We start from the raw sequence: 15,647 nt of genomic DNA, 5'->3' as shown, positions 1-15,647 counted from the left end.
ATATTATACTACAAACACATAATCATTTATAGGATTCTTATCATTTACGCTAACAACAAGGCTTCTAATATCTTATTCCCAGCATCACCATTTCCATATAAGCGATTTTCAAATCCTTTTTTAGGTGTAGTCATCAATAAAAAGCAACTTTCTTCTATTTGTTTCTTATCACTGCCTACCAAACAATTAAAACCATTATCTACCAACTCTATCCATTCAGTTTCATCACGCATTGTAACGCAATACTTCCCAAAGAAATAAGCTTCTTTCTGAAGTCCTCCACTATCAGTCATTACTATTTCACAATTCTTCAATAGCCATACCATCTCCAAATATCCGACAGGTTGAATAAAGCATATATTAGAATGAGAGAAATCATACCCTATTTTAATCAATTTACTCTTGGTACGCGGATGAAGTGGTAAAACGACCTCGCACTTCTGAGATATATTTTCTAAAGCAGCAAAAATGCTTTTTAAACGCTCAGGGCTATCTGTATTTTCAGCACGATGAACGGTACATAATATAAACCTATCCAGCAAACCTATTGAAGGTTTTTTGCATTTGCTCGCATAGAATATTGCTGCATCTTGCATTACATCTCCATTATTTATCATTTTACATTTTATATTAGCATACCCTTCGCTCAACAAATTTTCCATTGCTTTATCTGTAGGACAAAAAAGAATATCACTGATGCGATCTGTCAAAATACGATTTATTTCTTCAGGCATATTCATATTAAAAGAACGAAGTCCTGCTTCTACATGAGCAACTTTTATATGTAATTTCTTCGCAGCTAATGCACCAGCAATAGTAGAATTTGTATCACCATATACCAACACCCAATCAGGTTGCTCTTTTTCTAAAATTTTTTCTATTTTCTCCAACATCTGGCCAGTCATTGCCCCGTGACTCAAACTATTTATATTTAGATTATAATGTGGCTTAGGAATACACATTTCACAAAAAAAGATATCGCTCATATTAGCATCAAAATGCTGACCTGTATGTATAATAATTTCTTCCACATTTTTAGACACCAAAAACATCCGGCTAACAACAGCTGCTTTTATAAATTGAGGACGAGCCCCTATAATTGTCACTATTTTCATACTCTATTATTTATATATTCTTCTACAATTTTTTTTGCAAGAAAAGGATAACTTAAATTTTCTTCTGCAAATTTTCTCCCTCTACACCCTTTACTAATTAACTCTGCATTTGTAAATGAAAACATTTTTATAATACCTGCTGCTATTTCTCGTGGCGACTCTGCATCCACTGTAATTCCACAGTCAGCTTCCTTCACCCAATCATTTGCGGCACAAACCGAATGCAATATCGGTTTCCTAGACATCATATAATCAATTAACTTATTAGGAGATATACCAAAACGATATAATGGGTTTTTCTCCCAACCAATATATAATATATCCATCTGATTTAATAATTCAGGTATTTCTTTTTTAGGTACTGGATCCAGAAAATAAACATTCTTAATACATTCTTTTTGAACACGTTCTACTAAACGTGCCTTTTCTTGCCCATTACCAACCAAAAGACATACTATATTCTGGTTTTTATCAAAGACTATTTTCATTGCATCCAACAAATAATCCAATGCATTCGATTTCGCATGGCCACCTGCATAACCAATAACCTTTTTCCCCTTATTTTTCAATTCGGAAATAAATTGCATATGTAAAGGCGAAAGATCACATTGAGATGTCCACTCTTCCGGATCATACCCATTGGGAATATAAACAAATTTATTTGCATCCATTCCATGAGAGACCATATGTGAACATGCATTTGGAAGTAACGATATAACTTTATCACTAAATTTATATGCATCATTTTCTGCCTTTTGCAACAATGCAATGAAGGGATGATATTTAGAATACCCTCCTATTTCAATTGGAGATAATGGCCACAAGTCATGTACCTCATAAATAAGTTTTGCATGATAATATTGGGCTATTTTATGAGCTGGATAGATATCTAATGGATAAGTAGATGATGCAATTACAAGATCTGGAATAAAACCATCGAGATAGTTCCGGAAATACAACCTTAATTTAAGAACAAAACCAAACATTGAACATACACGCTTAGCACCATTTCCGCTATACCTTCCTGCTGATATCCAACGATAATGTATGCCATCTATTACACTAAAGCTATCTAAAGGTTGCTTAATCCTTAAATGAGAATAATTAGCGGCCAAAACTCTAACCTGATGCCCCATCCTTACCCATTCTTTAGAAAGATAATAAGGACGATATTCCATTCCTAAATTTGGATATCCAGCATAATGATTAATAAGAAGTATATTCATAAACTATCATATAATTGCAAAAGTATCTCCTCTTGTGTTTTCCAATTAAATTTTTCTTTCACTGCCCTACGACCGTTATCTCCCATTTTACGAGCAATAACAGGATTATCTATTAAATATTGTATAGCACCAGTTATACTATTTACATCATGAGGATTTATACATATTCCACAATAATACTCTTCAACTATTTCTTTCCAAATATCAAAATCTGTACAGACTAAAGGTATTCCTGCTTCCATATATTCAAAATTCTTAATAAAACCTAGACCTCCCTTCTTCCCTCCAACATTTAAAGTATAATCATGAATAGCCATACCAATAGCAATTTTATCATAAAGGAGTAATACTTTTTCTTTTGATATCCGTCCGTAGAAATCGACAAAATCCCATCCTTTAAAAGTTTGAAGTTGTTTTAAATAACCCTCCTCAGCATTACCAGCCAATAAATAACGGACATTTCCCAAATTAGTTAATGCAATAAGGATATTCTCATGCATATACTCTTGCTTTATATTACCTGCAAAACCAATAGTCCTTTCCATCACGGAACTTCTTTCTACATTATTCCTAAATACAGGATAATTGGAAACAACATATGTACGCTTATTATATTGAACCAATCTAGAAGCTATATCTTGATTTACAGTTACAATAGCATCAAGTTGTTTCAATATAAACTTTTCATATTTAGTATATGAGAAAGATATAAATTTACGGATAAAGAAAGGAATCCATTCTTTTGACAATATTTGACGAGGAATATCTTCATGAGAATCGAAAATGACTATCTTTCCTTTTTTTTTCAATAACAATGCATAAAGAAGTAATTCCGGATCATGCAAATGATATATATCTGCATTAACCCATAATGCATTCTTATAAACACGTTTGGTATAGAACAAGATACGCTGTAAACGACTAACAGGCTTATTGAGTACTCCTATAATTTGAATACCATTTCTTATATGATTCAATATCTCAGGAGCCACAAGATAAACTTCGTAACCTGCATTACTTAAAGAACCGCATTCCTTGTGGAATATTCTGATATCATCTGCTGGATGCACACTTGTAACGTGACAAACCTTCCTTTTTCCCATGTCCTCTCAAATTACACCTATTTATCAAGCAATAAATAAATGATATAAACAAAACCATATAAAAATTAGTATCTACTATTATTCCGCTTATTCCTGTTTCCGCAAATTGTGAGAAATAATAAATCATATATATATATAAACTTGAAAATATAACACTCTTACTCACTAAAAGAGATCTAACAAATAAAATATCCAATGTTTGTAATGCAAAACCAAACATTATACTGGCTAATATTAATCCATACAACCCAAAGTTTATATACATTTCTCCAATGTAGACAGTAGGCATTGAACCTACTAAATCCCCTAAAAGATCTCCTTTCGCATAATTCATAATTTCTACAGTTAAGCGAAATGATTCAAAAGGAAATATTCCCGCTGGATTTGGGAAAGAAATTCCATACAAAAATCCGAACTCTTCCGCATACTTTATATACCAATAAAAAGGATGAATTGCGCCAATAAAGACCCGATGTAGAGCCCCTTCAATAATAACTTCAATAGGAGCATCCTCCAACCCCATAAAACACATATACATTATCAAAACTAAACCACACGAAAAAACGACCAATTTTAATATTATCTTCTTATTAATAAATCCATTTTTATAAAAGAAGATAATGCAACATAACAATAAAAATTTAAGGATAGGCGCCTTTTGTATAGTAGATAATGAATAAAAAAGATTATAAAGAAACAAAGCTATATATAAATATTGCCATTTTTTCTTCTTACAACTTTTTATAAAAGAAACAACTATAAATAAAAACAAAGGTAATGTCTCCATAAACATTACATATCTATAAAATTTCCCAGAAAAATTATTAGTAGCCTCACTTCTCAAAAAGGCAAGTGCAGCTCCATTATCAGCAGAGAAAACAGATTCCAATGGAAATCCTCCAATTGCATTTCTATAAACAAGCAAAACAAAGAAACTTAAAATAAAAAGAAATAAAATAACAAAGAAATTTTTATTTGAATTATCAAAACAGCTAATTGAAACTTTAATTAATTGTAGATCTCTATTTTTTCTGGGATAACAAATATTTTTAAATACGATATTTGCTATCGCAAAGCCTAATAACAAGAACAGTAAACCTAACAAAGTAAATACCCAAACAAGGAAAAAAATATCAGGACGGGCATACATACCCAAATAATCTTCAGCCTCAAAATGCATAATATTCAATAGAATACTACCGATATAAGCAAAAGATATGTAACATAAACAAAAAAAAGATGTAATAGTAAAAACCCTAATTCGTCCACAAATCGCTATATAAAAGTTATATAGCACCAATAAATAAATAACTGAAAAAACGACTATAAAAATTGCCGTCATAAATATTTTATTAAAATAAGACCTAAGTATATTGACAGCAAATAAATTCCAATGAATCTTACAAACCTTCCAAAATCTTTCCTAAGATAATAAAATATAACTAATAAATTCAATAGATTAAATACAATCAATGCTACCGCAAAGCATATCACAACCGAAACAAAGTCACTAAAAACATAAAATCCAGACACAACAGATGCAACGATCAACATTAAATAAAGTAAAGAAAGATACAAGTTTATTTTCTGCTTTCCAATTACAACCAAACAATAGCTAACACAGTTTGAACAAAACAACAGCACATACGGAAATATTAAAATAGATACAATTTTGCCAACAAGCAACCATGAATCTCCTAAAATAAAGGTAAATAATACTTCCGAACAAGAAAATAAAATCAATACAGGTAAAAAAGCTAATATCAAAATACGTGTAATCAAAATATAAGTAAACCCAGATATATCCTTACACTCTCTTATGCATTCAGAAGAATGACGAAAATAGATAGTTGTAATAGGAGCACCTATCAAACGCATCGGAACCCCCAATATTCTTTCACACATAGCATAACCTCCTAATGAAGCATTACCAAAATAGGCAGAAAACAATTGATTAGGTAGCTGAATCGTAAAAGTTGATATTAAATTAGAAGGAAACTGATATATAATAAAGTCCTTAAAATCTTTATAAACAGATACACAATCCCTATAAGCTATTTTCTTAAATGGATTCATATGATATAGCATTTGTATATTTGCCACTAAGTATCCACCGGTAGATGCCATCAAGAAGCCAGTCCCTCCCCACCCCCATAAACCAAAAGGAATTGCTAAACAGAGCAATGCCAATGAATTTATCATTGCATTCCAAAATAAGATCCGATTTTTTCTTAACCGATTTGCATAAACCGACAACAAAGAGAAGGTACCAACAAGAAGTACATAAAGATACATCAATAGTAAAGAATAAGACCCTGTAATAGAATAAATAGAATAAACAGGTAATAAAGTCAGTGCAAGAACAAAGCAAAAAGTACTAACCAATATATGAGAAATCCATGCTGTAGTAAAAACTGATTTGGCTTTATTTTCTTCCACCGGTATCATTATGGCTGAAGTTAATCCTAATGTTGAAATACCGTTAACAATTGTAGCAGTAGAGATAACAATTGCATAATCTCCAAAAGCTGTATCTGAATAGATCCGACTAAGGATCGGGATAGATAAAAATGAAATTAAATTAGCAAAGACATTTCCTGAAAACAAGACTACAACGCTTTTCAAAAACGGCGAGCTGTCAATCTTTCTTTTAATCCGTATCGCTACTTTCATATACCCACTAATATCGACCGATAAGCTTCCTCTAAAATACCTTTTTCATTTTCCCAACACAATTCTTTCTTGGCATCTTGCATATTTGCTTTAAAACGAGAATATAATACTTTATCCTTATTCATTAGTTGTATAGCTTCTACTAAACTATTCACATCATCTGATTTACAGCAAACTCCAATATCATACATTTTTACAATCCTTTCCATCTCAGGAAAATCACTGACTATGAGTGGGATCATCGCTTGAATAGATTCAAATAGCTTATTAGGTAAAGCATAATAATGGTTTACGCAAGTATTTAACAAAACAGAGAGTCCCACATCGACACTACCAATATATTCCCACAACATTGAATGCTCTACGGCTGGGTGAAAAAATACTTTTTCTTTCAATTGCAAAGAAGAAATCATAGCCTCAAGGCGTGAAACATATTTTTTTTCTCCATTTCCCAAAATTAACAAACAAGCATTTTGAACATTCGCAACTGCATAAATTGCATTTTCAATGCCACGCCCATCTGTAATCGCTCCATGATACATTAAAATAAAACGTTCAATTGGGATGTTATATTCCTCACATATTTTTCTTCTTTTCAATATACATCTATTTACATCTATATTCCAATACGAAGGAACATTCCGAACCACCAAAGGTCTATTTTTCAAACGATGAAGATTTTGTATTGCATCTGCAATAGAATCATTTACAACAATATTAAGGACAGTCCTCTTACATAAAAAACATTCTAATGCTTTAACAAATAACTTTACAATAAAATTTCGCTTACAATTTCGCCCATACTCAAATTCATGAGAATCATAAACCAGCAAAGGTTTTTTACGCAAGCCAAGAGTAGATAACCAACCAATACATAAACAAATCAAATCATGACAACTCAGTAATTCCCCCTGCAATTTTCTGATATATCGAACCCATATACAAAGAGAAAAAAGTCTATTCAGGAATGGATTTGCAATAAACGGCATCAAAGGCCTAGAAACAAGTCGATGCAAGGTATAAGAGGAACTCTCAGTTATTATAGCATTATCTCCTTTCGCAACCACAATAACATTACATCCTAAGCTATTTAAAACTGAAATCTCTTTTAGGTCTCTGGTTTCATGTTCAAAATAGGTAGGTACTATTTTGATAACTTTTTTATTTTCACCACTCATTTAATCAGAAAAGTCTTTACTTTATGCAAAAAAGGCAGAAAACGATCTATTTTATAATCTGAATGTTGTTTCCCAGGTCTATTTATAAGCTCTTCAAACTCTTCTCGAGACATCTCTATTTTCTTCAAAACAAATTCAATATCTTTTTCCATCTTATTTTTATCGTAAACAGGCTTCTCCAACTCTGCTAACGCCTGTTCTCTAGACATTTGTCCTGAAACAATTAAACTAGATAAGTGAGATGTTCTTTTATCTACATGGAACTTATGATAAAACCAGTATAGCTGGGTCACTTTCGTTAATATATTTTCCAAATGTTTTGCTTCATAATATGTAAATCCACAAAAATCATTCAATTCATGAATTGCACGTTCTTTATTATAATCAATATAATTTAAAGGACGTAAGCTTTTTATTTTATATAAATAGGCATCCACAATCCTTTGATAAGATGATAAAAATGTCAGTTTATCAACAGGTTTTGAACCAAACTTTTTCTGTATATCCCTATTATGGATCATATCAAAAACCTCATAAGTATTACCTTTCTGCAATACACACTCCAAGGCAAAATTTCCACCTGATAAAAAATTGTAAACCTTATATTTACGTGCATAATTGTATAAGCAGGCAAACAAAATATTATCTTGAGGTATTGCAATGTTAGGAACCTCAGCTTTTATAAAAGCCTTTGTCATAGCATTAAATTGCTCCGAATCAGGAGCTTCTACCATCAGTTCAATACCACAGGCTTCACATAAGTTTTTTATATTAGATGTTGCTAACTCTGTATCATAGCCATCGTCCACATGGACAGCCAATATTCTTAATCCCCATTTCACAGAACCTAAATAGGCTAAATATGCAGAATCTAACCCTCCGGATATTCCCATTAAGCAGTCATACTGTTTTCCCTTTCCTTCATATTTAAGCATTTCAATCATTTGACGCAACTTCTGTTCACCTTCCGCATTAGGAAAGTAGACCTTTCCAATCAGATTTAATGCATCTGTGCAATAATTACATCGTCCATGCTTATCAAATGTTATAGTTTCATCTGATTTATTATCCATTACACAACGCGTACATCTTTTATATTCTTCCATCTTATATTAATTAAAAAAATAATTTACTATCTTCAATTTAAAGTCAAGTTTATAATTTTTAGAAAAGTCTTTATTGAAATAATCTCTACTGATTTCACAAACATCTGATATAACCGGTTGTACAGAATAATAACAGCATCTTTCCTGCGAGTCAAAATCGGGTAATATCATAGGTAGAGGAACAATAGCATCTTGTTTTGATTTGTCATTAGCGAAAGCATCCCACCCATAGTATGGAAAGTTTTTTTATTTCCTGCTTGATAAACAATATCTCCACATCTCCATTATCATTAATAGAAGGATACATTTGTATTTCATCATCATTTGTTATCTGTCCTTTTCCCATAATAATAATTTCCAGTTCATCTCCAAAAGCTATTGTAGAATAAATCAAATGAGATTTATTGGGAGAAAAAGCATACTGATACATATTTTTAATATATTAATTAAAATATTTTATCCAAAAAGAATTAGAAACCACATCATAACTTATATAGTTATTAAGAGAAATTATTTGTTCATTAATATTCCAATTTTTCTCAGAAATAGGATCATCTGAGCAGGAAACAAATAAGCAAACAATATAAATCAGTATTTTTTTCATCCCAATAATTGATAGAAGAGCTTATAAGCTCCAATATTTTAACTCATGTATTTTTTCCCGATACATCCCCTTAATATCTACAAGTACAGCATGATCATAGGTCATATTTTTAAAATACTTCTCCTCTAAATTTTTATATTCATCATGTGCTACGGCAACAATTACCGCATCATAATTATCCCTTGGTTTCTCTACTAAACGAAATCCATATTCTCTGCGTACTTCATCACTGTCTGCATATGGATCAACAACGTCCACATCGCAACCAAAATCTTTCAATTCATTGACAATATCTACAACCTTAGAATTACGAATGTCCGCTACATTTTCTTTAAAAGTAACTCCCATCACTAAAACACGAGCACCTAATACACCTTTACCTAAAGAAATCAAACGTTTCACAAGCTTCTTGGCAATATATCCTCCCATACTATCATTGATATACCGCCCTGCACTGATTATCTGACAATGATATTTCAGTTCACTGGCTTTTTGAACCAAATAATAAGGATCAACACCAATGCAATGTCCTCCGACTAATCCTGGATAAAATTTCAAGAAGTTCCATTTAGTACCGGCTGCCTCTAATACATCGTAAGTATTAATTCCGATACGACTGAAAATAATAGATAGTTCGTTCATCAAAGCAATATTGACATCACGCTGAGTATTTTCAATGATTTTAGCAGCTTCAGCAACTTTTACATTTGGAGCACGATGAACTCCTGGTTTTACAACTAATTCATAAACTCTAGCAACTATATCCAAAGCCTCTGGATCACAACCGGAAACTATTTTAATAGTATTAGGAAGTGTATGTACTTTCTCACCAGGATTAATACGTTCAGGAGAATAACCATATTTAAAATCAATACCAGCTTTCAAGCCACTAACCTCTTCTAAAACAGGAAGGCAATCCTCTTCCGTACAACCCGGATAAACTGTAGATTCATAAACTATGTAATCTCCCGGCTTCAAAGCTTTGGCTACAGAACGGGAAGCACCCAGCAATGGAGTTAAATCCGGTTTATTATATTTATCAATTGGTGTAGGAACAGCCACTATGAAGAAAGAAGCTTCTTTCAACTTTTCAATAGAGGAAGTAAATTCGATATCTACATTCTTAAAAGCAGAACTATCCAATTCACCGCATGGATCAATTCCTTCACGCATTTTCGCCAAGCGGTCCTCGTTTATATCAAAACCTATAACTGATATTTTCTTGGCAAACTCCAAGGCTATAGGAAGCCCTACATAACCTAGACCTACCAAAGCCAATTTAGCATTTTTGTTTACTAATTTATTGTACATGATTGATTTATTACTAATTATGAATTACAAACTATATCTTTATGACCCTACCGTCTTTTAGCTGATAACGCCCTTTACTTCCAGCACACACAGCAATACCCATATCATTAAATTCCAATCGATGACCATGCTCACTTATCCAACCTATCTGACGGGCAGGATTGCCCACCAAGAGAGCATAAGGAAGAACTGTTTTAGTAACCACTGCACCGGCACCGATAAAAGCATACTCACCTATATCATGTCCGCATACAATAGTAGCATTAGCACCTATTGTAGCTCCTTTACCAACACGAGTCTTTGTATATTCTGATTTACGATTGACAGCACTACGGGGATTTATCACATTGGTAAAGACACAAGAAGGACCGAGAAAAACATCATCTTCACAAGTAACACCTGTATAAACCGATACATTATTCTGTACTTTGACATTATTTCCTAAAACCACATCTGGAGAAATTACCACATTCTGACCGATATTGCATCGTTCACCAAGCACACATCCCGTCATTATATGGCTGTAATGCCATATCTTTGTGCCCGCACCGATCCGGCAACCGTCATCGACAATTGCTGTTTCATGAGCAAAATAATCTTGCATGGAATATTTATTTAAAAAAATCTTTTATACTATTGATGACTAAATCCTGTTGTTCAGTAGATAGTTCGGTATGAATGGGGAGAGAAAGAACTGAATATGCCAGTTTTTCAGCAGTATCTAATGGTTCTGCTGCACGTGCGATAGTCTGAAAAGCCTCCTGTTGCTGCAAAGGCAACGGATAATAAATCATACTCGGAATACCCGCATCAGCAAGATGCTGCTTTAGCACGTCACGTTTGCCATCCAGTACTTTTAAAGTATATTGGTGGTAGACATGAGTACTTAAAGGAAGTTCCTCGGGAGTAATAATCCCTTTCACCCCCTGCAACTGGAAAGTGTAATATTGTGCCGCTTCATGACGGGCATGGCTATATTCATCCAAGTGTTTCAATTTAACATTGAGTATCGCAGCCTGAAGAGTATCCAAACGGGAATTACATCCGATGACTTTATGATGATACTTCACTTGTTGTCCATGATTGGCAATCATGCGCAAACGTTCTGCCAATTCATCGTCATCCGTAAAAATAGCTCCACCGTCACCATAACATCCCAGATTTTTAGAAGGAAAAAAAGAAGTACAGCCTATGTGACCGATAGCTCCCGTATGCTTCTTTCTACCATCAGAGAAAGTATATACTGCTCCAATGGCCTGAGCATTGTCTTCAATCACATAAATACCATGCTGTTTGGCAAACTGCATAATAGGTTCCATATCACAAGACTGGCCAAACAGATGCACCGGAATAATCGCTTTAGTTTTAGGACTCAAAGCCTTTTCCAGATTGGAAACCGTTACATTGAAGGTAGCATAATCCACATCCACCATCACAGGAATCAGCCCTAATAATCCGATCACCTCGGCAGAAGCAACATAGGTAAAAGCAGGAACAATCACTTCATCACCGGGTTTCAAATCCAATGCCATTAAAGCTATTTGAAGTGCATCTGTACCATTACCACAAGTTATCACATACTTGCTACCCATGTAAGCCTTCAGGTTCTTCGCAAACTCCTTGACCTGCGGACCATTGATAAAAGCGGAAGTTTCAATAACCTGCCGAATACCGGCATCCACTTCCGATTTAATATTAAGATATTGACCGTGAAGATCAACCATTTGAAGTTTCATAATTATATCTGTACTTTATTACCAGCCAAACGGATGCTTTGACAAAGGAAGTTTTGCCAAAGGATGATAATCTCCTTTTAAACCAATTGGCTCAGCATGACGGATATCGTAAACAATATTAATAGCATTACGTGCATCTTCAATGCCAAAGCCATTACCTGCCAAAATATCTTTATAACTTTCTGTGTGTAGTTCAGTAAATCCCTTACTAAACTCAAACTCTTCTCCATCAATATTAATAGTACGGTAGGTAAGTTTCTCACCTTGTACTGCATTTTCAGGAAGATTTTCAGAATTGATACTCAAAAAATAACGAACACGTGCTTTTTCCAATTCAAGATAACCAGCAGCACGATCATGTGTATATACATGAACTATATTCTTTTTCACAGGACCGAAGACCCACGAAAGCATATCATAAAAATGAACACCGATATTAGTAGCAATACCACCACTTTTATGCACATCCCCTTTCCAACTTGTATAATACCAATTGCCACGAGAAGTAATATAAGTTAGATCTACATCATAAATCTTATCTTGAGGGCCATTCTCTATCTTCTTCTTTAAATCTATGATAGATTGATGCAAACGAAGTTGGAGAATAGTATAAATATGATGCCCTGTTTCTCTTTCGACTTCTTGAAGTGCATCAACATTCCATGGATTCAAGACCAAAGGCTTTTCGCAAATTACGTCAGCACCCAATCGAAGCCCATAACGCATGTGTGCATCATGTAAATAATTCGGAGTACAAATAGATACAAAATCAATCTGTTTGTCAGTACCTTTTAATTTTGTACAATGTCGGTCGAAAAGTTCTTGTTCCACAAAAAAGGAAGATTCCGGAAAGAAACTATCCATGATTCCGACGCTATCAAAAGTATCATAAGCTGCAACCAAACGGTTTCCCGTATCTTTGATAGCACGTAAATGACGAGGAGCAATATAGCCAGCTGCTCCGATTAATGCAAAATTTTTCATTGATTATTTAATTATTTATGAGAATTCTTAGTTATATACACTAATATCCTATATCCGTATTCGGATACGGATTTTCCTCCAAACTCTTTAAATGCTCCACCATCTCAAACTCTTCCCTCGTCAATTCCCGATCCTTCCAACCGTCTATTATTGCGTGTGCCTCCGCCGCCAACTCTTCATCAAAGACCTCGGCGTAACAAGCTACCAACAAACGGCATTTCAACAGCGAGACGGGAAGTGTATCCAAGATATCCCAACTACGATTGAGAACCGACTGGATTTTATCTTCCTTATCACCGTGATTATAAATGGTAGCATTATAGCCGGTCAACAAAGCGATACAAAGAGAAGCTTCCTCTTCAAGAGTACGTCCGTGCGAACCGAAAAGATGCTCACAACGATGATACACATCCGTATTTAACTGACGGAAACGGTCGGAGTAGATGGGTTCGCCATCCAGACCTAAATGGAGAAGTTCGTGCGAAACAGCGCACAAAGAATCGATTTCTGATTGCAAAGACAACATGGTGATTTATTTACGTATTGGAATATGCACCACAGAGGGTACAGAGTTCACTGAGTTTTTAATTCTTTATTAGCTCGATTAAAGAGGGATGAATGAAAGCAGTGGCAACTGCCATAACCCCCTGGATGGAAACCACCACACGGCGGTCACCTTTAATACGGACAAACTCACCCTCGACACCCTCAAAGATGCCACCGGTGACACGGACACGGTCTCCCTTCTTCATGGAAACGGCGGAAGGATCCAGATAAACAACCTGTTCATCGTAATTACCGGCAACAGCAATAAAACTACGCATCTGGACTTCAGGAATGGTAATGGGTTGACGGGTCTCACGGTCCATGATATAACGAATAGGGAGAGAAGCACCGACAGTGGATTTCATTTCGTCAACCTCACTGCGGGTGGCATAAACAAAAACCAGGTTGTGAACAACAGGAACCAGTTTGCGGATCTTACGCTCACCACGGAATACGTATTCGTAGCGCATGGGAAGAAAATTCTTCACTCCACGGGAGTCCAGGTATTCCTTAAAGGCAAGCTCACGACTATAGGTGATACGAAAGGCGTACCAGGATTTATCAATACTCTTGTTCACGAAAGGATATGATTGGGGGACACCGGGGTAGTGAAATACCTTCCGGTCAAGTTTGCTAATTCTGTTATTTGCCTTGCAGCGTATATCATTTCATCAGGTACTCCCCTATCGCAGGAGAGACGGTTTGAAAAGGGATTCAGAGCAAAAAAGACCATCTTCATAAAGAAGCAGGAAATTTTTGATCTTAGATTTTGTAAACAAGCGTATTATGAAGCAGAAATGTTTCAATAGACGTTCGTCTTTTGAAACACCTTTTTTGTAAATAAATCAAAAGTATCAGACAAACAAAATCAGACAGATAATAAATAGTTTTTTATTAATTCATAAACAACTATATATTAGTGCATTAATGTAATAAGTGAAAGAGGAATATTATTTTTTTTATTAAACATTTTGTAGTTCTAAAAATACCCTCTATCTTTGCGTTCAATTAAACGAACGTCTATTGAAACACTCACTTTTTCACCAAATATAATACTATATATCAAATAGTTATCTAATCATAAGGTTCATTTTCTCCTTAATTCTATCTTTACTTGCCTACCGATAGATTCCTTTCTACCTTTGCAACAAATTAACAACATTTAGTTATTAACAAAATAAAAGAAATTATGGACAAAGAAAAAGGATTATTTCAAGCCGTAGACAAAAGTGTAAAAAAACGCTATTAGCAAAACGCAATCAACTATTACAGAACCAGTTAAAGAAACAAGAGGCAGAAAGAAAGGAATACCGATACGTGGAATAATTTCGCATAAAGGAGAACTTATCAAAGCGTTGATAGAAGCCTACATAGAGGATGCGAATATACAAAATATCAATACATGTCAGGCTTCACTCGCACGCTACATCAATGAAAAAAGACTAATCGGAAATATTAAAAACGGAGTATTTAAACCATTATCCATCAGTTCAATATTAGTCTATATCAGCAGCATTTGGGAAGAAATGGAAAAAGGCAAACCGCACAAAGCCATCATCCGCAAAAATACGCACAATGAATTATCATAATCCGTCTTACATGAAACGCCCCCTATCTTCGTGGCGATAACATTTTATCAACTTAAAAAATATACGTATGAAACGAAAAAAAAGACCGGCATCACAAACTGAAGCCATGAAACTGAGATGGAAGAGACGAATTGTCTTTGAGAAAGGATATACCGAGCAGTGTGCGGAATGGATGGCGGAACGCCTGGAAGAGTTAACAGACCACTTGCAATACGGGCACGCAGTCATTGCTTACCGGAAGCAGAACGGAGATTTCCGGCTGGTGAAAGCGACACTGATCTATTACGAAGCGGAATTCCACAAAAAGTATGATCCCACAAAAATAGAAGGCACCGTAGTCTACTGGAATGTGGATGAACAGCGGTGGACGACATTCCAGGTGGAGAACTTCATGGAATGGAGGCCGATGGCATAGGGTGGGCACCACAGAATTACACGGATTTTCACAGATGAATGATTTCTATTTTGAGGAATCA

At 34.5% G+C, this 15,647-nt stretch carries 16 protein-coding genes; 2 read left to right on the top strand and 14 right to left on the bottom strand.

Going from position 1 to position 15,647, the window contains the following annotated elements:
* Positions 1–44: 44 nt before the first annotated feature.
* The 14 genes from wecB to updY form a co-directional block, all read right to left on the bottom strand.
* Positions 45–1,115, bottom strand: coding sequence for a non-hydrolyzing UDP-N-acetylglucosamine 2-epimerase (wecB, locus tag ISX59_RS09135; RefSeq protein WP_122141824.1), 1,071 nt, complete (start codon positions 1,113–1,115; stop codon positions 45–47).
* Positions 1,112–2,341, bottom strand: a complete 1,230-nt coding sequence (locus tag ISX59_RS09130) for a glycosyltransferase family 4 protein (RefSeq protein ID WP_220575833.1) — start codon at positions 2,339–2,341, stop codon at positions 1,112–1,114. The genes wecB and ISX59_RS09130 overlap by 4 nt, the downstream gene beginning before the upstream one ends.
* On the bottom strand, positions 2,338–3,444 hold the full coding sequence (locus tag ISX59_RS09125; protein WP_137570029.1) for a glycosyltransferase: 1,107 nt from the start codon (positions 3,442–3,444) through the stop codon (positions 2,338–2,340). Before ISX59_RS09125 ends, ISX59_RS09130 begins: the two co-directional genes overlap by 4 nt.
* Positions 3,395–4,786: an O-antigen polymerase gene (locus tag ISX59_RS09120; RefSeq protein ID WP_137570030.1), complete on the bottom strand. Its 1,392-nt coding sequence runs from the start codon at positions 4,784–4,786 to the stop codon at positions 3,395–3,397. The genes ISX59_RS09125 and ISX59_RS09120 overlap by 50 nt, the downstream gene beginning before the upstream one ends.
* Positions 4,783–6,117, bottom strand: a complete 1,335-nt coding sequence (locus tag ISX59_RS09115) for an oligosaccharide flippase family protein (RefSeq protein WP_080715647.1) — start codon at positions 6,115–6,117, stop codon at positions 4,783–4,785. The genes ISX59_RS09120 and ISX59_RS09115 overlap by 4 nt, the downstream gene beginning before the upstream one ends.
* Positions 6,114–7,295, bottom strand: a complete 1,182-nt coding sequence (locus ISX59_RS09110; protein ID WP_032541154.1) for a glycosyltransferase — start codon at positions 7,293–7,295, stop codon at positions 6,114–6,116. The genes ISX59_RS09115 and ISX59_RS09110 overlap by 4 nt, the downstream gene beginning before the upstream one ends.
* On the bottom strand, positions 7,292–8,401 hold the full coding sequence (locus ISX59_RS09105) for an N-acetyl sugar amidotransferase (protein ID WP_137570031.1): 1,110 nt from the start codon (positions 8,399–8,401) through the stop codon (positions 7,292–7,294). Before ISX59_RS09105 ends, ISX59_RS09110 begins: the two co-directional genes overlap by 4 nt.
* A gap of 208 nt (positions 8,402–8,609) precedes the next feature.
* On the bottom strand, positions 8,610–8,831 hold the full coding sequence (locus ISX59_RS09100; RefSeq protein ID WP_137570032.1) for a hypothetical protein: 222 nt from the start codon (positions 8,829–8,831) through the stop codon (positions 8,610–8,612).
* A gap of 195 nt (positions 8,832–9,026) precedes the next feature.
* On the bottom strand, positions 9,027–10,316 hold the full coding sequence (locus ISX59_RS09095) for a nucleotide sugar dehydrogenase (protein ID WP_032540050.1): 1,290 nt from the start codon (positions 10,314–10,316) through the stop codon (positions 9,027–9,029).
* Between the two features lie 31 nt (positions 10,317–10,347).
* Complete coding sequence (locus ISX59_RS09090) at positions 10,348–10,920, bottom strand: acyltransferase (RefSeq protein WP_032540049.1); 573 nt, start codon at positions 10,918–10,920, stop codon at positions 10,348–10,350.
* A gap of 7 nt (positions 10,921–10,927) precedes the next feature.
* Positions 10,928–12,052 carry a DegT/DnrJ/EryC1/StrS aminotransferase family protein gene (locus ISX59_RS09085; protein WP_032540048.1) on the bottom strand — a complete coding sequence of 375 codons (1,125 nt, stop codon included), beginning with the start codon at positions 12,050–12,052 and terminating at the stop codon, positions 10,928–10,930.
* 18 nt (positions 12,053–12,070) lie between these two features.
* Positions 12,071–13,036, bottom strand: coding sequence for a Gfo/Idh/MocA family protein (locus ISX59_RS09080; RefSeq protein ID WP_022010956.1), 966 nt, complete (start codon positions 13,034–13,036; stop codon positions 12,071–12,073).
* A 40-nt stretch (positions 13,037–13,076) separates the two neighbouring features.
* Positions 13,077–13,562 (bottom strand): UpxZ family transcription anti-terminator antagonist, encoded by a 486-nt coding sequence (locus ISX59_RS09075; protein WP_137570033.1) that lies wholly within the window; start codon positions 13,560–13,562, stop codon positions 13,077–13,079.
* A 58-nt stretch (positions 13,563–13,620) separates the two neighbouring features.
* Complete coding sequence (gene updY, locus ISX59_RS09070; RefSeq protein ID WP_032540024.1) at positions 13,621–14,160, bottom strand: capsular polysaccharide transcription antiterminator UpdY; 540 nt, start codon at positions 14,158–14,160, stop codon at positions 13,621–13,623.
* Between the two features lie 777 nt (positions 14,161–14,937).
* On the opposite strand from updY, the gene ISX59_RS09065 reads away from it, so the two are divergent.
* Both ISX59_RS09065 and ISX59_RS09060 read left to right on the top strand, forming a co-directional pair.
* Entirely contained in the window at positions 14,938–15,171 is a 234-nt protein-coding gene (locus ISX59_RS09065; RefSeq protein WP_032540026.1) for a hypothetical protein, read from the top strand.
* A gap of 67 nt (positions 15,172–15,238) precedes the next feature.
* Complete coding sequence (locus tag ISX59_RS09060) at positions 15,239–15,586, top strand: SH3 beta-barrel fold-containing protein (protein WP_032540027.1); 348 nt, start codon at positions 15,239–15,241, stop codon at positions 15,584–15,586.
* Positions 15,587–15,647 lie beyond the last annotated feature (61 nt).

Source organism: Bacteroides sp. FSHCM14E1 (assembly GCF_019633785.1).
In the GTDB taxonomy this organism is placed as follows: domain Bacteria; phylum Bacteroidota; class Bacteroidia; order Bacteroidales; family Bacteroidaceae; genus Bacteroides; species Bacteroides hominis.
This window is presented reverse-complemented; position numbering and strand designations above follow the sequence as displayed.